Genomic DNA, 16,093 nt, shown 5'->3' on the forward strand with positions numbered 1-16,093 from the left:
CTCAGGCCTTGACCGGCTCCCGCATGGTCACAAACTCTTCGGCGGCCGTCGGGTGGATGCCAATGGTGCTGTCAAACACGGCCTTGGTGGCCCCGGCCTTCATGGCCACGGCAAAGCCCTGCACGATCTCGCCTGCGTCCGGTCCCACCATGTGCAGGCCCACCACGCGGTCGGTGGCATCTTCAACCAGCAGCTTCATCAGTGTGCGCTCGGTGCTGCCGCTCAAGGTATGTTTGAGCGCCTTGAAATCGGTGCGGTACACACGGATGGCGCCGAATTGTTCGCGGGCATCGGCTTCCGAATACCCGACCGTCCCGATATTGGGATGGGTGAACACGGCGGTGGGAACGAAGTCGTAGCTCATGCCCCTGGGCTTCTTGCCGTCGGTCGGGCCAAACAGATGGTCCACCACCACCATCGCCTCGCCCAGCGCCACGGGCGTCAGCTGCAGGCGCGCGGTCACGTCCCCGAGCGCGTAGATGGACGGCACGGAGGTCTGGTACTGCGCATTCACCTGGATCGCGCCCACCCTGTTCACCGCCACACCCACGGTTTCCAGCCCGATCCCGCTGGCATTGGGCACGCGGCCGGTGGCATACAGCACGCTGTCCACCAGGAAGCTGGCCGGCTTGTCCTGCGAGTCTTTCACCTCCACCTGCAGCCCGTCGTCTGTTTTGGTGATGGCGCTGATATGCGTGCCCAGTTGCAGATTGATGCCGGTTTTGCTCATTTCCCCGGCAATGAAGCGGCGCACGTCGTCGTCAAAGCCCGTCAGAAGCTTGTCTCGGCGATGGACCTGGGTGACCTGGGAGCCCAGGCCGTTGAAGATCGAGGCGAACTCGCAGGCGATATAACCGCCGCCCACCACCAGCAGGCGCTTGGGGAAGGGGCTGAGGTCGAACATCTGGTCGGAGGTCACCACATGCTCACGGCCGGTGATGGCGGGCACGGTGGGGGTGCCGCCGGTCGAGACCAGGACGTTTTTGGCCGTGAATCGCCTGCCGTCGACTTCCACTGTGTGCGCATCCAGCAGGCGGGCCCAGCCCTCGATGATGGTCACTTCGGCGCTCGTGAGCAGCTGCACATAGACGCCGTTGAGCCGTGAAATCTCGCGGGCCCGGTTGGCCTTGAGGAGGTCCCAGTCGAAGGTGGGGGCCTCGCCGACCCAGCCAAAGCCATGCGACTCTTCAAAACTGTCGCCGTAATGGGCGGCGTAGCTGTAGAGCTTTTTCGGGATGCAGCCCACATTTACGCAGGTGCCGCCCATGGCGGCGACTTCGGCCAGCGCCACGCGGGCACCGCGCTGTGCCGACATGCGGGCGGCGCGCACGCCGCCGCTGCCGCCGCCGATGACGAAAAGGTCAAAATCAAAAGTTTGCATGCGCTCTTTCCTTTTTCAGTCTTCAGGACTGGAAGTCCTTGAGTTCCTTCTTGATCCACTCGATGAACACCCGGGTGCGCATGGGCAACAGCCGGGCGTGCGGGTAGACCACGTTGATCGGGCGAACCGCCGGCTCAAAATCCTCCAGCACGGTGCACAGTTGTTTGCTTTGCAGAAACGGCGCCACCTGGTAGGACAGAAACATGCCCAGGCCCGCGCCGGCCACGCAAGCCGCAACGGCCGGCGCATTCTGGTTGAACTCCAGATTACCACTGACGGCCAGGCGCAGTGGCCGGCCCTGGTCATTGAACGGCCCCCATGTGAGGGCATGCTCGGTCACGCGCACGCAGTTGGCCTTCAGCAGGTCTTTGGGATGCCGCGGCGTGCCATGGCGTTTCAGCCAGTCGGGGCTGGCTACCACCAGGCGCCGGATGTGGCCGACCGTCTGCGCGACCAGCGTGGAGTCTTCGGGCTCGCCAATGCGGATGCCTACGTCAATGCCTTCTTCCAGCAGGTTGACCACGCGGTCCAGCAGCACCATGCTGCAGCGCATCTTTTCGTATTGCTGCACAAAGCGCGTCACGGCAGGGGCAACATGCATTTGCCCGAACAGCACGGGCGCGGTGATGGTCAGGTGGCCCGTTGGTTCGCCGGCCTCCGCCGTGAGCGCTGCTTCCGCATCGTCCAGCGCGGCCAGCAATTGCCGGCAACTCTCCAGGTGCCGCCGGCCTTCCTCGGTCAGCGAAATGCGTCGCGTGGTCCGGTTGAACAGGCGCACGCCCAGTTGCGCTTCGAAGCCGGCCAGCGTGCGCACCATGGCGGGCAGCGACGACTCCATGACGCGGGCCGCAGCGGTCAGGCTGCCTTCTTCGGCAATATGAATGAAGGCCTGCATGGCCCTGAGCTTGTCCATGGCGCCATGGTAACCCCGTGCTTGAAATTAATCCGATTTAAGGATTAGTTAAATCCTATGTCAGCTATTTATTCAAATTAACGGATCAAACAGAATCCACCGTAGTCGAATCCCTTGTTCCATTTCATTAACCCCCTTGAAAGACCCCGCATGAACGCAGTTGCCGCCTCCACCCCCAACGCAAGCCTCAAGGCGCTCCCGGCGCAGCCCATCAAGCTTTACCGTGTCGCCATTTCCGGCCACGCGCACCGGGTGGAGCTGTTCCTGTCGCTGCTGGGCCTGCCGTTTGAACGGGTGGAGATTGACCTGGCGGCCAAGGCGCATAAAACACCTGAATTCCTGGCCATGAACGCATTCGGTCAGGTACCCGTGATCCAGGATGGCGATGTGACCCTGGCCGACTCCAACGCCATCCTGGTGTACCTCGCCCGGCGCTATGCGCAGGACGCAGACGCGTGGATGCCGACCGAGCCCGTGGCTGCGGCCGCCGTGCAGCGCTGGCTGTCGGTAGCCGCCGGCCCGCTGGCATTCGGGCCTGCCGCGGCACGCGTCATCCAGCTGTTCAAGCGGCCCGACAGCCCGGACGCCGCCATAGCTCGCGCGCATGCCCTGTTTGCCGTGATGGAGCAGCAGCTCGGGCAGTCCGCATTTCTCGCCGGCAACACGCCCACGCTGGCCGATATTGCCAACTACAGCTATACCGCCCATGCGCCCGAGGGCAATGTTTCGCTGGAACCTTACCCCAGGCTGCGCGCCTGGCTGGCCCGCATCGAAGCCCTGCCGCGCTTTGTCCCCATGGTCAAAACGCCCACCGGGCTGGCAGCATGAGCGTATCCGCGTTTCACGAGGGCGAGCGTGCGGTGCAGGCCCGGGTGGGCGTGCAGGAGCGGATGGCGCAGCTCGGCCCGCGCGTCATCCGGGACTTCATGCCCGATCAGCACCGCGAGTTTTTTGGGCAGCTGCCTTTTGTGATTGCCGGCACGGCGGACGCGTCCGGCCAGCCTTGGGCCTCGGTGCTCGCGGCACCACCCGGTTTCATTCACTCGCCCCATCCGCAGCGGCTGGTGCTGCAGGCGCAGCCCCTGCCGGGCGATCCGCTGCAGGACACTTTGGCGGAAGGCGCGGCCATCGGCCTGCTGGGCATGGAGCCGCACACGCGGCGGCGCAACCGCATGAATGGGGTGGTGCAGGGCCTGGGTGCTGCGGGTTTTTCGGTGCAGGTGAGCCAGAGCTTTGGCAACTGCCCCAAGTACATCCAGGCCCGTGAGCCGGTGTATGACGCGGGCCTTGCGCCTGTACCGCCCGTGGTGCACCAGGCGGGCCAGCTCGACGATGCGGCGCGCGCCATGATCGCGGCGGCCGATACCCTCTTCATCGCGACGGCCTATATGGGTGACGGTGACGACGCGGGGCGGGCCGGCGGGGTGGATGTGTCGCACCGCGGTGGCAAACCCGGCTTTGTGCGGGTGGGCGCCGACGGCACGCTCACGGTGCCGGATTTCATGGGCAACTTTTTTTTCAACACGCTGGGCAATATTGCGGTCAATCCGCGGGCCGGCCTGCTGTTCATCGACTTTGACAATGGCGACCTGCTCTATCTGGCCGTTACGGCAGACATCATCTGGGACGGCCCTGAGGTGCAGGCCTTTGCCGAGGCGCAGCGCCTGCTGCGGTTCAAGGTGGGATCGATGCGCTTGGTGAAGGGCTCATTGCCCCTGCGCTGGGGCGAGGCGGAGCTGTCGCCGGTGCTTGAGACCACGGGCACCTGGGCCTGATCTGTAGCGTTGACACGAGCTCAGCCGATGGCTTCCAGCGCGAGCTCTCGCTCCAGCCATGCGCGAAATTTCTGCACAGCCGGCCGATCCGCGCTGTGGGCTGAGGTGACGATGCGGTAAGCCATGCCCTCGACCGTCTGGCCGGGCAAGACCACCTTGAGCTGGCCGCTGCCCAGCAGGGGCAGCACCAGCGGCGTGCGCCCTATGGCGATGCCGGCGCCCTGAACGGCGGCGGTCAGCACATGCTCGTACTGCGAAAAATACAGGCAGGGCTGCTGGGTCGACTGCTTCAGCTCCAGCCGTTCGTACCAGGCCGTCCACGACATCCACGAAAAGCGCGTGGCCGGGTCGTAATAAACAAGCAGCGGCGTGTGCAGGATGTCGGCGACAGCGCTGATGCGCGCCGCGACGGCCGGCGCGGCCACCAGCAGGGCTTGTTCTTGCAGCAAGGGCGGCGGGCCTTCGCCTCCGGGCGGAGGCGGGCTTAGCCGCACGGCCAGGTCGATGCCTTCGCGCTCCAGGTTCACCTTGGCTTCCGAGGCGTCGACGCGCACGTCAATGGCGGGCTCCAGCAGCTGGAACTTCGCCAGCTTGGGCGCCAGCCACAGCGCGGCGAAAGACGGCGTGGTGGTGATCGACACCGACACCCGGTCTACGGCCAGCAGGCGGTCGACGGCCGAGGCCAGTTGCGCCAGCGACGCACGGGCCGCTTCATAAAGCTGCCGGCCCTCGGGCGTCAGGCTCAGCCCCTTGCCGCCGCGCAAGAACAGCGCTGCGCCCAGCGCGTCTTCCAGGCTCTTGACCTGCTTGCTCACGGCCGATTGCGTGATGAACAGCTCTTCGGCCGCAGCGGTGAAGCTCAGGTGACGCGCGGCCGCTTCGAAGCCGCGTATCGCATCAAGCGACATGGCGCGCAGCGCGCTGGAGGAAGAACTGTTCAGCATGGCATGAATGATTGGAATACCCCGGATGACAAACCATCCGGCCGCGCGGGCCGGGTACAGGGAAGAATCAAACCACACTTTCCAAGGAGTCCGCCATGCATGCCCTGCAAACCCCGCTCAAGCTCGGGCCCATCCCCAAACCCCTGCGCCTGCGGCGCGGCCAGGCTCTGACCTGCACCGAGGGCTGCCTCTGGATCACCAGCGACGCGCTGGCCGGGCGCGGCCGGGACAGCGACGTCGTGCTGGAGAGCGGCCAGTCCTTTGTCACGCCGCAAGCCGCGACCTACTTTGTTGGCGCCCCGCGTGGTTGCGGCGTCCTGTCATTTTTATCCCCGGACACCCCTGCCCGAAACCCTCTGGAGGCTACATGCTGATAGAAGCCGAGCGCCGCGGCCAGCACGTGGTGCTGACGCTGAACCGCCCCGAAAAACTCAACGCCCTGAGCTACGAACTCATCGATGAGCTGATGGACCGGCTCGATGCGCTGGAGCGCGACGAGAGCGTGCGCTGCCTGGTGCTGACCGGGCGGGGCGACAAGGCCTTCAGCGCCGGCGCCGACATCGCGGGCTTTGCGCCGGATGTTGCCGCATCGCCCGAAACAGCAGCGCGCCGCTTCGTCGCGCGCGGCCAGGCCATGACGCGCCGCGTCGAGAACTACCCCAAGCCCATCATCGCGGCTGTGAACGGGATTGCCTTTGGCGGCGGCTGCGAAACCATGGAGGCCTGCAGCCTGGCGATTGCGGCGGAACATGCGACTTTTGCCAAGCCTGAAATCCGGCTGGGCTTTCCGCCGCCGTTCGGCGGTACACAGCGCCTGCCGCGCCATATAGGCCGCAAGCGCGCCAACGAAATGATCCTGACGGGGGAGGCCATCAGCGCGGAAGAGGCATTGCTGATCGGGCTCATCAACCACGTGGTGCCTGCCAGCGACCTGTTGCCTGCCTGCCTGCGCATGGCGGACCTGATCGCCGCCAATTCGGCCGTAGCCGTCACGGCCTCGCTGCGTGCGGTCACACGCGGGTTGAACGTCTCCATCGACGAAGGCCTGGCCATCGAAGCCGCGCAGTTCATGATCGCCGCGGCCTCGCCTGATGCGAAGGAGGGCACGGCGGCCTTTGTGGAGAAGCGCCAGCCGGTGTTTTGCCATCGCTGAGGCCACCGGCCCGTGGGGCCACAGTAGGGCCACAGTGGGGCAATAGTGAGGTTATTGAGCGGCTGGCCGGGCCTCGCGCCGATAATCGGCGCATGACTTCTTCTTCCTCCGACTTCAGCGCCCTGTCCCTTCCGGCCCATGTGCTGGCCAATCTGCAGCAGCTGGGCTACCTCAGCATGACGCCGATCCAGGCGGCCAGCCTGCCGGTGGCGCTGCTCGGCAAGGACCTGATTGCGCAGGCCAAAACCGGCAGCGGCAAGACCGCGGCGTTCGGGCTCGCGCTGCTGGCCAACCTCAATGCACGCCGCTTCGCCGTGCAGGCCATGGTGCTGTGCCCGACGCGCGAACTGGCCGACCAGGTGGCCACGGAAATCCGCCGGCTGGCGCGCGCCGAGGAAAACATCAAGGTCGTCACGCTGTGCGGCGGCGTGCCGCTGCGCAACCAGGTGTCGAGCCTGCAGAACGGCGCACACATCGTGGTGGGCACGCCGGGCCGCATCATGGACCACCTGGAGCGGGAGACGCTGGACGTCGACGCGCTGAACACCCTGGTGCTGGACGAAGCCGACCGCATGCTGGACATGGGCTTTTACAACGACATCGCCACCGTGGCCAAACAGTGCCCCGACGAGCGGCAAACCCTGCTGTTTTCGGCCACCTACCCCGAGGGCATTGCCAAGCTCAGCCAGCAGTTCATGAAGGAGCCGCAAACCATCACCGTGCAGGCGCAGCACGAGAAAAGCAAAATCCGCCAGCGCTGGTATGAGGTGCCGGAGAGCGACCGCGACGAAGCGCGCCTGAACGCGGTGGCGCTGCTGCTCAACCATTACCGCCCGGCCAGCACCCTGGCTTTTTGCAATACCAAATCGCAGTGCCGCGCGCTGGTCGCCTATTTGAAGAACAAGGGCTTCAGCGCGCTGGCGCTGTACGGCGAGCTCGAGCAGCGTGAGCGCGACCAGGTGCTGGTGCAGTTTTCCAACCGCAGCTGCTCGGTGCTGGTGGCCACCGACGTGGCCGCGCGCGGCCTGGATATTTCGCAGCTGGAGATGGTGATCAATGTCGATGTCACGCCCGATGCCGAGGTGCACATTCACCGCATCGGCCGCACCGGCCGCGCCGATGAGGAGGGCTGGGCCATCAGCCTGGCCAGCATGGACGAGATGGGCTCGGTCGGCAAAATCGAGCAGTTGCAGAACGCCGAATCCGAATGGCACAAGCTGACTGAGCTCACACCCACCAGCACCGAGCCGCTGCTGCCGCCCATGGTCACTTTGCAGATCGTCGGCGGGCGCAAGGAGAAAATTCGCGCCGGCGATGTGCTGGGAGCGTTGACCGGGGAAGCGGGTTTTACCCGCGAGCAGGTCGGCAAGATCAACGTCAACGAGTTCTCGACCTATGTGGCGGTGGACCGCGCCATCGCCAGCCAGGCGCAGCAAAAACTCGCCAGTGGCCGCGTCAAGGGCAAGAGCGTCAAGGTCCGCTTCATGGACGAGACCTGAAGCCCCGCGGGCAAGCTGCTCCTTACCTTGATTCCTGCCTGCTACTTTCCACTTTCCACTAGTGTGGTGCGCTCGAAGTTCTAGAACTTATGGGGGCGCCGGCAGTATCGGCGTTTGCGGGTGTCGAACTCACGCTCCCGGCCAGAAGGGGCCGCTCGTCAGCGACGGCTTAACGGCCGACTGACGCAGCGAGCGATCGTTGCCCAGAAGCAGTTAATAATTGGAACAATCATGCGCCAGCGCGTAATCTTCACGAACAGTCCCGCAGTCAGCGAGTTATACCGTTGCTTCGAGATCTCCCACGGGGCGCTTCACCACTACACGACAGCATATGCCGCTGCTTCCATCTCAAGTAATGGGGAACTGTGGCTTACGCGTGCCGACTCGTTCCTAGATCAAAGCGAAGTGGACTACGGGACCAGTATCTTGAAGGCGGCCGTCAAAGCGATCTTGACGGGTGAGGACCAAGCACGCCTCCTTGACCTTCTCGCACACATGAACGGCTCACTCCGCAAGTGTTATGTGCTTTCCCTCTCGAGCAATTCGTCATCTACTTACCTAGCCAACACATACGGACCAAGCAATCTTGAGCTTCGAGAAAACTTTCCAATCGATCTCACGTACTCCGCGCGGCACTGCGTTCCTGACGGGGACGGATTTCTCCTCCACCATTTTTCCCAGCTGTATGAGGCGGTAGAAGGCTATGTCGTCTACGACGAAGACGAGCAATTGAGGATTGCTGGAAAGGCGATTGCCGCGGTTCAGGAGTTGGCCCATGCGAACGCGGACGTTGGGGATCTATTCCACATGCGTCAATTACTGATCGCTTGCATCACCCTCTTCAAACAGAAGCACTATGAGCAGGAAGAGGAGTACCGGATCGTCCTGCATCGCCTTGGCGAGATCGAGGTCCCTGACTTCGACGAACAGAGAGTCACCAACGGTCGAACGATCAGCTACATCAGGGCGCAAGTTCCATGGTTCGAGCGCGACTGTGTCGTTGCCGTTCATGCCGCGACGTCAAATGCACACCATCCCGTCATTTCAGCGGATCAGTAGTCGAGGCGGCTTCGGGTAGCACCGCAAAGCCGCTTGGAGGAGCGCTTTGGGTCGTGATTGACTGTTCGATCCGACGCCGGAAAGCCGACTATTCTTGCCAAGTCTGACGCGGCAGCGGGGCCTGTCAGCGGTTGTCATTCCGGGAGCGCCGGCTGATCAGCGACGAGGCCCACGGGCCTCGCCATCATATAAGTACAGAATAGAGTGGCGCACCACACTAGCTACTTTCTGATCAGGGCAAATCCTTGTTCACCTCGGGCAGCGACGCATCGCGTGGCCCGACCATGCCCAGCCGCGCTTTCAGGGACTGTGGCTGCCCCGTCAGGATGGCCGCGTAGTTGGTGGTGTTTGAAAGCACTTTCTTGACATAGTCGCGGGTCTCGCCGAAGGGCACATTCTCGGCCCAGATGGCGGCATCGAGCACCGGGCTGCCGGGTTGCCCGCGCCAGACGCGGGGCCGGCCCGGCCCGGCGTTGTAGGCGGCTGCAGCCATGGCCATCGAGCCCTCGAAGGCGTCCAGGGCGAGCTTCAGGTAGCCGGTGCCTATCGTGATGTTGGTGTCGCGGTCATTGATCTGGTCGGGCGTGAAACCCGCCAGGCCGATTCGGCGTGCGGTTTCGCGCGCCGTGGCGGGCATGATCTGCATCAGGCCCGAGGCCCCCGGGCCGGAACGGGCATCCATGATGAAACGGCTTTCCTGGCGGATCAGCCCATAAACGTAGGCCGGGTCGAGGCCGACTTCGCGGCTGCGCTTGACCACGGCCTCGCGGAACGGCACGGGGAAGCGCTGATCGAAATCGGTCTCGGTTCTGGTGCGCTCGCTGGTGTTGATGCAGCGGTCCCAGATCTGCCGGTCACAGGCAAACTGGGCGGCTGCCAGCAGTTCGCGGTCGCCCATCCCGGCGCGTTCGCCCTCGCCGTTGCGCTTGTGCAGGTTGGTGCTGTAGTTCCATTCGCGCACGCCCTCCGGCCGCAAACCTATCGTGATGGCATAGGCGGCGCGGTTCAGCCCGGGGTTGAGCCGTGCGGCTTCCTTTTCTGCCGCCGTGAGTGGCGCCGGCTGGGCCGGCACCGTGATCTTCTGGCCCAGTTCCTCCAGTGCCAGCTGCTCATAAAAGCCGCGCGGGGAGGCCAGAGCCTGCAGCATCGCCAGCGCCTCGGCGCGCTGGGGCGCGATGCTGATGGTCTGCGTGACACCCTGTGGCGTGCTGACCGCGGTGGGAATGTTGGGCGGCGCCGTGGCCAGCAGCGCGCGCGCCTTCCAGTAGCTCCAGGCCGGGTCCTTGCGGGCCTCCTCGCTCATTGCGTTGATGGCCGCCAGCACCTGCGGCCATTGGGCCTGGGTGCCCGCGCGCAGCGCTGCACGGGCCTTCCAGGCCAGCATGTCATCCGTCAGGTCGCTGTCGTTGTTGACCCTGGCAAAGTACTGCAGCGCATCGCTGCCCGGCACCGTGCCCAGGCGGGTTGCCGCCTGTTTGCCGATCACGCCCCAGACCCAGTTGCGCTCCTCGGCGTTGAGCTGGACGGCCCACTTGCTTTCCAGCTGGAAAGCGGCACCTTCCACGTCGGTGGTGGCCATCTTGATCAGTGCCAGCGTGATGATTTCCTTGCGCACTTTCCGCAGGGCCAAGTGTTTGCCGGCAAGAAACCTGATGGGGCTGCTGTTCAGCTCGGTCAGCAGGTCCATGGCCTCCGGAGCAATGATCTGCACCGCACCCGCTGCGGCCCGTGGCCGGTTGGCCTCGGTGGCGATGCGGGCTTTTTGCCAGACATCCTGCGTCGTGAGGTTTTGGGCGCCGACCAGCCGGTCGGCGGCGGCGGTGCAGCCGTCGTCGGCGTCGCGCTGCGCGTACCAGTTTTTTCGCACTTCGTCCGACAGGCGCGCATCGAGCGCCGGATTCTTCAGGTGCTCCACCAGCAGGGCATAGCAACGCACTTCCCTGTCGTCGTTCATGCGGTAGTTCGGGTACTCGGCCGCAAAGGCGGCCCAGTCGCGGCGCTGGCCCAGCAGCAGCAGCCAGTCATTGCGCAGGCGGTCTTCCTGGTAGGTGCCGGCGTAGCGGGCGAGAAAGTCCTGCACCTCCTGCGCGCTGGCCTCGCCCAGACGCGTTTTCAGCTCCCAGTAGGCCGCCCAGGGCTCCAGCGCATGGCCTCTGGCCTGGGGCAGCATCTGGGCCAGCCGGCCCTTGTCGCTGCGCCTGAAGGCCTTGTTCATTTCGAGAATCAGGTTGTCGCCATTGCTGCCGTTGCCGTTTGAGGAGGTGTTTTGGGCGGCGGCGGGGACCAGCAAACTGAGCGAGAGGGTGGCATACGCCGCAGCAAAGAACGCGGCGTTGAAATTTTTTTTGTATAGCATCGGGACATTATGGACAAATTAAGCACACGAAAAGCACTGGTGCAAGCCCGCCTCGATATGCCCGACCGCCTGCAGCGAGCCGATTTGCTGCAGCGGGTGATGCGCATCTGGCTGGTGGGCTCCCCCCATGAGGTGATAGGCGCCTATTGGCCCATCAAGGGGGAGTTTGATCCGTTGCCCGCGCTGTACCGCTGGCAGGAAGACGCCATCCTGAGCCGGGATTCCCAATCAAACCAGGGTTCGGACCTTGAGGAACCGGCACAAATTGCGACGGAAAGCATAGCGAGCCGCTCGCCCCGCAAGATCGGCCTGCCGGTTGTCAACAAACTGCACAAGACCCTGACCTTCCATGCCTGGTACCCGGGCTGCCCCATGGAAGAGGACGCCTACGGCATTCCCAAGCCCAAGGACACGGAAGTGATCGTGCCCACACTGCTGTTTGTGCCCTGCGTGGGCTACGGCCCGGGGGGTTACCGGCTGGGCTACGGCGGCGGCTTTTATGACCGCACGCTGGCGACGCTGCAGCCCCGGCCCGTGACGGTGGGGCTGGGCTTTACCAACGGGTGGCTGCCCGATATGGAGCCTGAGGCGCATGACATTCCGCTGGATGCGATTCTTAATGACAATGGGGTGGTTTGGCCGGTTTGAATGGGTTGGTGGCGGCTTAGGGCGCTGTTGAATTGATAGCCTGCTGGCTTTTCTGAGGGCGGCTGGCCGGGGGTAGCCCGGCGGCTAGTAACTTTCTTTTGCTTCGCCAAAAGAAAGTCACCAAAGAAAAGGCGACCCGCAGTCTGGGTCCCTTCGCTGCGCTACGGGCAACCTGCGCTGCTCGACTCCGGCGGGGGTCCGCAGAACTCGCTACGTTGCACTTCGCTCAAACAACTGCGGCCCTGATCCCGCCTCCATCTGCGCTGCTCGGCCCAGCCAGAACGGGGCAGTCCGAATACCAAAATGCCGAACCCCAAGACAAAGATGACCAAGACAAACAAGGACACGCCATGGCGTGTCCTTGTGGTTTCAGGTATTCGGGTTTGGTATTCCTTGCCCCATCCCTTGTATGCTTAAAAATTAGCGATTCAGACATGTTGATGTGCTTTGTTTTGGGAAGTTATTCACAGCCTGTTTGCCCCTTGAGCATGTAGCTCGTACAGAAGCTTTTGGCGTGGATCACTTGCCGCTCGTTGTAAGCCCGAACAGTTGCTAGTTGGCCATATTGATTTTTTGGACCCCGTATTTGCAAGGATGGGATTTATGAGTGCTACTTCAGAACAAATATTCATTGGTATCGATGTCTCCAAAGCAACGCTTGATCTGGCCGTTCGCGGTCAAGCCAAAGCACAGCAGTTTGTCAATACTGATGCAGGCGTTGGCGCCTTGATAGACAGCCTGGCAACGCGTAAGGATAGTGTGGCGGTAGTCTTGATGGAGGCCACGGGAGGCCTGGAGCGGCTGGCGGCAACGGCGCTGTGCCTGGCCGGTTATGCCGTCATGGTGGTCAACCCCAGGCAGGCCCATGACTTTGCCAAGGCGCTTGGATTTTTGAGCAAGACCGACAAGAGCGATGCCCAGGCGCTGGCCCAGTTCGCCCACACCCTTTACAGCAGTGACAAGCGGGACAAGTTGCTGCTCAAGTTGCCAACAGTGCAGCAGGACATGCTCGCGGCAATGGTCACCCGGCGCTCCCAGCTCGTGGTGATGCGCGTGGCGGAGGGTAACCGGCTGGCAAGCAGCCATCCGACGCAGAAAAAAAGCATTCAGGCTGTACTCAAGGTCATTGACCGTCAGGTCAAGGAGCTTGATGCAGACATTGCAGGCAGTCTGGGCAAGCATTTCAAGGAAAAGCTCGATTTGCTCAAAGGTATGAAAGGTGTGGGGATCTCGACCCAGGCTGCCTTGATGGCGTCGTTGCCAGAGTTGGGCAGTTTGAGTGCGCGCGAGATTGGCAAGCTGGTAGGGGTGGCACCGCTTAACTGCGATAGTGGCACGATGAAGGGCAAAAGAGTCACTTGGGGTGGGCGTGCTGACATGCGCTCGGCCCTGTACATGGCCAGCCTGAGTGCGGTGCGTCATGACCCGTTGATCAAGGCTTTTTATCAGCGCTTGCGTGCGGCAGGCAAGCCTGCGAAGGTGGCGTTGGTGGCCTGCATGCACAAGCTGTTGACGATCATGAATGCCATCATCAAGTCGGGCAAGCCCTGGCAGGCGGGCTATGGTTGTCCACAGGCTGGAGACGCTTGAAATTTCATTCAAAATCGTTTGACTTTGAACACAGTTGCTTCTGTCTGCGCCGAGGAGCGGAGGTTCAGGCGGATCAGGGATCGCGATTGTCTGAGCGAAGTGCAACGTAGCGAGTTCGAGCGAGACCCCGCCTGGACGGAGCACCGCAGGCTGCCCGTAGCGAAGCGAAGGGACGCAGACAGCAGGGTCGCCTTCTCTTTGCTTACTTTCTCTTGGCGACGCAAGAGAAAGTGAGTCGCCCGCCGGGGCGAGTCCCGGTCAGCAGCCCCAGAGAAGCTAACTCGCTACCAATTGAATAGCAGATGGGGCAGGTGACCAATGGGCTGTCACTCGAAAGCCCCAAGCCCCTCGAGGCGTTCTATCCACGCGGCTTGTAAGCCACCACATCAATCTCCACCCGCGCATCCACCATCAACCGCGCCTCGGTCGTAGAGCGCGCCGGCTTTTTATCACCGAAGTAACTCATGTAGACCCGGTTGAAGCTGCCAAAGTCACGTGCGTCCTGCAGCCACACCGTGGTCTTGCAGACATCGTCCAGCGTGCAGCCGGCCAGCGCCAGGGCCGCAGAGAGGTTTTTCATGACCTGGCGCGTCTGCACCTCAATCCCGCCCTGCACGATTTCGCCCTTTTCATCGGCCGGCACCTGGCCCGAGACATAAACAAAGTCCCCGGCGCGCACGGCGGGTGAAAACGGACGCGGCTGGTGGTCGGAGGCCATCGGGGGGTTGCCAAAGTATTCAAGTGCGGACATGTGAAAAGCTCCTGGTTAGGGTGAACAGGGGTAAACAGCAGAAAACACCAGACTGGTGCGAAGGGGGGAGGGCGCCGCGCCCCAAGGTCATGCAGCTTAAACCCAAAACTGAAATATATTTTCATATTTATAGATTTAACCTAGGGTTTTTACCGATTTTCTGCGAATTATTGCTGGCATATTCTTTGCAAGTTGAAAAATACTTTCACTTTTAAGGAGATCGGCATGCTGCAAAAATTCTGGATCAGCCGTCGCAAGGCGGTGGCTTTGGCGCTGGTGGTGGGCGGTTCGGCCTTGTTGCCGATGGGTATGGGTGCCCAGGCGCAGGCGCTTTCAAAAGCGCCTCTCAATCTGGCGATGATCGCCGAGCCGCAGACGCTGGACCCGATGGCGTCCACCGCCGACCTGGTGGGCACCATCATGCAGCATGTCTACGAGCCGCTCTACACCTTTGATGCGAACTGGAAAATGGTGCCCATGCTCGCCGAGAGCCTGCCCAAGGTGTCGGCCGACGGCAAGCGCTACAGCATCACGCTGCGCAAAGGCGTGCAGCTGCACAATGGCCGCGAACTCAATGCCGACGACGTGGTGGCCAGCCTGAAACGCTGGATGGACGTGTCGCCGCGTGGCAAGGCGCTGTCCAAGGAAATTGCCGACCTGTCGGCCAACGGCAGCCACGGTGTCGAGATCACCCTCAAGGCGCCGTATGCCCCCCTGTTGCCGCAGCTGGCGATGCCCTCCGGCATGGCCGCCATCATGGCCAAGGAGTCGATCGCCACGCCGCTGAAGGAATACGTCGGCACCGGCCCCTACAAGTTCAAGGAGCGCCGTCCCGACCAGTATGTACTGCTCACACGCTTTGACCAGTACAGTGCGCGCAAGGAAGCGCCCAGCGGCTACGGCGGCAAGAAAACCGCGATTGCCGACGAGCTGCGTTTCATTCCCGTGCCCAATGCGAATACGCGTGTCGAGGGCTCGCTGGCCGGCCAGTACCACTTTGCCGACCTGCTGCCCACCGAGGCGCTGAACCGCCTGGAGAAGTCGGCCGGCAAGACCGTTCCCATCCTGACGCCGTCGTTTGGCTTTCCGTATTTTGTGTTCAACACCAAGGAAGGCGTGATGGCCTCGCTGCCGGTGCGCAAGGCCGTGCAGACCAGCTTCGGCGAAGGCGAAATGCTGGCCGCCGGTTTTGGCGACACGCGTTTCTTTGTGGCCGAACCCAACCATTTCCCCAAGGGCACGCCGTTTTATTCGGCCGCCGGTTCGGCCAGCTACAACGAGCGGGATGCCGCCAAGGCCAAGGGCCAAGCCGCGCAGGCCGGCTACAAGGGCGAAACCATCCGCATCCTGACCAGCCGCCAGTACGACTTTCACTACAACATGGCGCTGATCATGGCTGAGCAGCTCAAGCGCGCCGGCTTCAAGGCCGAGCTCAATGTGGTCGACTGGGCCACGCTGGTGCAGCGCCGCAACGACGCCAAGCTCTGGGACATCTACATCACCCATTCGGGCCAGTTCCCCGAGCCCATGCTGTCGCCGCCGCAACTCGGTGACGGTGCGCCGGGCTGGTGGTCGTCGCCGGCCAAGCAGGCCGCACTGGCCGCCCTCAACCAGGAAACCAACCCCGCCAAGCGCGGTGCCTTGTGGGGTGCCGTGCAGCAGGTGGTGTACGACGAAGTGCCTTACATCAATGTCGGCAAATTCAACAGCCTGTCGGCGAAGTCGCCGGCGCTGCAGGGCTATGTGCCGTCGACCTGGCCCTTCTTCTGGAATACCGGCCTGAAAAATTGAGCCCCCACGCTTGTCGCTTCGCGTACTGCGCGAGGCCGTGCAGGCCGCGGCTCGCGAGACGCTTCGCCTCTGTCGCCTGTCCAAAGCTGCTCAAGCAGCTTTGGAGCCGCAGGCTCCAGCCCCTCGGGGCCGCCCGCCTGCGGCCCGGCAGAGCCGGTTCCGCGGCTTGACTGGCTTTTGTTTCGCTTCGTTTTGGGCCGGGTTTAGTGATGTTGACGGGGACACCCTCGAAT

The 16,093-nt window shown here is 63.0% G+C and carries 14 protein-coding genes; 9 read left to right on the forward strand and 5 right to left on the reverse strand.

Annotated features, from left to right (window positions below; genetic code table 11):
• Position 1 precedes the first annotated feature (1 nt).
• Complete coding sequence (gene gorA, locus BPRO_RS03160; protein WP_011481605.1) at positions 2-1,381, reverse strand: glutathione-disulfide reductase; 1,380 nt, start codon at positions 1,379-1,381, stop codon at positions 2-4.
• 22 nt (positions 1,382-1,403) lie between these two features.
• Positions 1,404-2,294, reverse strand: a complete 891-nt coding sequence (locus BPRO_RS03165; RefSeq protein WP_011481606.1) for a LysR family transcriptional regulator — start codon at positions 2,292-2,294, stop codon at positions 1,404-1,406.
• Between the two features lie 150 nt (positions 2,295-2,444).
• Here BPRO_RS03165 and BPRO_RS03170 point away from each other — a divergent pair, with 150 nt between their 5' ends.
• Both BPRO_RS03170 and BPRO_RS03175 read left to right on the forward strand, forming a co-directional pair.
• Positions 2,445-3,122: a glutathione S-transferase family protein gene (locus BPRO_RS03170; protein ID WP_011481607.1), complete on the forward strand. Its 678-nt coding sequence runs from the start codon at positions 2,445-2,447 to the stop codon at positions 3,120-3,122.
• On the forward strand, positions 3,119-4,069 hold the full coding sequence (locus BPRO_RS03175; protein WP_011481608.1) for a pyridoxamine 5'-phosphate oxidase family protein: 951 nt from the start codon (positions 3,119-3,121) through the stop codon (positions 4,067-4,069). The genes BPRO_RS03170 and BPRO_RS03175 overlap by 4 nt, the downstream gene beginning before the upstream one ends.
• Before the next feature lie 20 nt (positions 4,070-4,089).
• Here BPRO_RS03175 and BPRO_RS03180 read toward each other — a convergent pair whose 3' ends face one another.
• Complete coding sequence (locus BPRO_RS03180) at positions 4,090-5,013, reverse strand: LysR substrate-binding domain-containing protein (protein ID WP_011481609.1); 924 nt, start codon at positions 5,011-5,013, stop codon at positions 4,090-4,092.
• 95 nt (positions 5,014-5,108) lie between these two features.
• Between BPRO_RS03180 and BPRO_RS03185 the strand changes: the two genes are divergently transcribed.
• The 4 genes from BPRO_RS03185 (at position 5,109) to BPRO_RS03200 (ending at position 8,724) form a co-directional block, all read left to right on the forward strand.
• Positions 5,109-5,387, forward strand: a complete 279-nt coding sequence (locus BPRO_RS03185) for a DUF2917 domain-containing protein (RefSeq protein WP_011481610.1) — start codon at positions 5,109-5,111, stop codon at positions 5,385-5,387.
• Positions 5,381-6,166 (forward strand): crotonase/enoyl-CoA hydratase family protein, encoded by a 786-nt coding sequence (locus BPRO_RS03190; protein ID WP_011481611.1) that lies wholly within the window; start codon positions 5,381-5,383, stop codon positions 6,164-6,166. Before BPRO_RS03185 ends, BPRO_RS03190 begins: the two co-directional genes overlap by 7 nt.
• Positions 6,167-6,258: 92 nt before the next feature.
• The gene (gene dbpA, locus BPRO_RS03195; protein WP_011481612.1) at positions 6,259-7,665 is read left to right on the forward strand and encodes an ATP-dependent RNA helicase DbpA; all 1,407 of its coding nucleotides are present in this window, start codon (positions 6,259-6,261) and stop codon (positions 7,663-7,665) included.
• Positions 7,666-7,896: 231 nt separating this feature from the next.
• On the forward strand, positions 7,897-8,724 hold the full coding sequence (locus BPRO_RS03200) for a hypothetical protein (RefSeq protein ID WP_041388292.1): 828 nt from the start codon (positions 7,897-7,899) through the stop codon (positions 8,722-8,724).
• A gap of 232 nt (positions 8,725-8,956) precedes the next feature.
• Here the strand turns inward: BPRO_RS03200 and BPRO_RS03205 are convergent, their stop codons facing one another.
• Positions 8,957-11,080: a lytic transglycosylase domain-containing protein gene (locus BPRO_RS03205; RefSeq protein ID WP_011481614.1), complete on the reverse strand. Its 2,124-nt coding sequence runs from the start codon at positions 11,078-11,080 to the stop codon at positions 8,957-8,959.
• A gap of 9 nt (positions 11,081-11,089) precedes the next feature.
• On the opposite strand from BPRO_RS03205, the gene BPRO_RS03210 reads away from it, so the two are divergent.
• Positions 11,090-11,728 carry a 5-formyltetrahydrofolate cyclo-ligase gene (locus BPRO_RS03210; RefSeq protein WP_011481615.1) on the forward strand — a complete coding sequence of 213 codons (639 nt, stop codon included), beginning with the start codon at positions 11,090-11,092 and terminating at the stop codon, positions 11,726-11,728.
• Positions 11,729-12,331: 603 nt separating this feature from the next.
• The gene (locus tag BPRO_RS03215) at positions 12,332-13,318 is read left to right on the forward strand and encodes an IS110 family transposase (protein ID WP_011481616.1); all 987 of its coding nucleotides are present in this window, start codon (positions 12,332-12,334) and stop codon (positions 13,316-13,318) included.
• A 358-nt stretch (positions 13,319-13,676) separates the two neighbouring features.
• Here the strand turns inward: BPRO_RS03215 and BPRO_RS03220 are convergent, their stop codons facing one another.
• Positions 13,677-14,069 carry a RidA family protein gene (locus BPRO_RS03220; protein ID WP_011481617.1) on the reverse strand — a complete coding sequence of 131 codons (393 nt, stop codon included), beginning with the start codon at positions 14,067-14,069 and terminating at the stop codon, positions 13,677-13,679.
• A 225-nt stretch (positions 14,070-14,294) separates the two neighbouring features.
• Here BPRO_RS03220 and BPRO_RS03225 point away from each other — a divergent pair, with 225 nt between their 5' ends.
• A complete protein-coding gene (locus BPRO_RS03225) occupies positions 14,295-15,860 on the forward strand; it encodes an ABC transporter substrate-binding protein (RefSeq protein ID WP_011481618.1) in 1,566 nt (521 codons plus the stop codon).
• The last annotated feature ends 233 nt before the right edge of the window (positions 15,861-16,093 follow it).

The organism is Polaromonas sp. JS666, from assembly GCF_000013865.1.
GTDB lineage: Bacteria > Pseudomonadota > Gammaproteobacteria > Burkholderiales > Burkholderiaceae_C > Polaromonas.

Excerpts from the sequence above, each read along its gene's own strand:
- BPRO_RS03165 (WP_011481606.1), bottom strand. The coding sequence starts at position 2,294 with ATGGACAAGCTCAGGGCCATGCAGGCCTTCATTCATATTGCCGAAGAA.
- BPRO_RS03215 (WP_011481616.1), top strand. The coding sequence starts at position 12,332 with ATGAGTGCTACTTCAGAACAAATATTCATTGGTATCGATGTCTCCAAA.
- BPRO_RS03220 (WP_011481617.1), bottom strand. The coding sequence starts at position 14,069 with ATGTCCGCACTTGAATACTTTGGCAACCCCCCGATGGCCTCCGACCAC.
- BPRO_RS03170 (WP_011481607.1), top strand. The coding sequence starts at position 2,445 with ATGAACGCAGTTGCCGCCTCCACCCCCAACGCAAGCCTCAAGGCGCTC.
- BPRO_RS03225 (WP_011481618.1), top strand. The coding sequence starts at position 14,295 with ATGCTGCAAAAATTCTGGATCAGCCGTCGCAAGGCGGTGGCTTTGGCG.
- BPRO_RS03180 (WP_011481609.1), bottom strand. The coding sequence starts at position 5,013 with ATGCTGAACAGTTCTTCCTCCAGCGCGCTGCGCGCCATGTCGCTTGAT.
- dbpA (WP_011481612.1), top strand. The coding sequence starts at position 6,259 with ATGACTTCTTCTTCCTCCGACTTCAGCGCCCTGTCCCTTCCGGCCCAT.
- BPRO_RS03175 (WP_011481608.1), top strand. The coding sequence starts at position 3,119 with ATGAGCGTATCCGCGTTTCACGAGGGCGAGCGTGCGGTGCAGGCCCGG.
- BPRO_RS03185 (WP_011481610.1), top strand. The coding sequence starts at position 5,109 with ATGCATGCCCTGCAAACCCCGCTCAAGCTCGGGCCCATCCCCAAACCC.
- BPRO_RS03200 (WP_041388292.1), top strand. The coding sequence starts at position 7,897 with ATGCGCCAGCGCGTAATCTTCACGAACAGTCCCGCAGTCAGCGAGTTA.
- BPRO_RS03210 (WP_011481615.1), top strand. The coding sequence starts at position 11,090 with ATGGACAAATTAAGCACACGAAAAGCACTGGTGCAAGCCCGCCTCGAT.
- BPRO_RS03190 (WP_011481611.1), top strand. The coding sequence starts at position 5,381 with ATGCTGATAGAAGCCGAGCGCCGCGGCCAGCACGTGGTGCTGACGCTG.
- BPRO_RS03205 (WP_011481614.1), bottom strand. The coding sequence starts at position 11,080 with ATGCTATACAAAAAAAATTTCAACGCCGCGTTCTTTGCTGCGGCGTAT.
- gorA (WP_011481605.1), bottom strand. The coding sequence starts at position 1,381 with ATGCAAACTTTTGATTTTGACCTTTTCGTCATCGGCGGCGGCAGCGGC.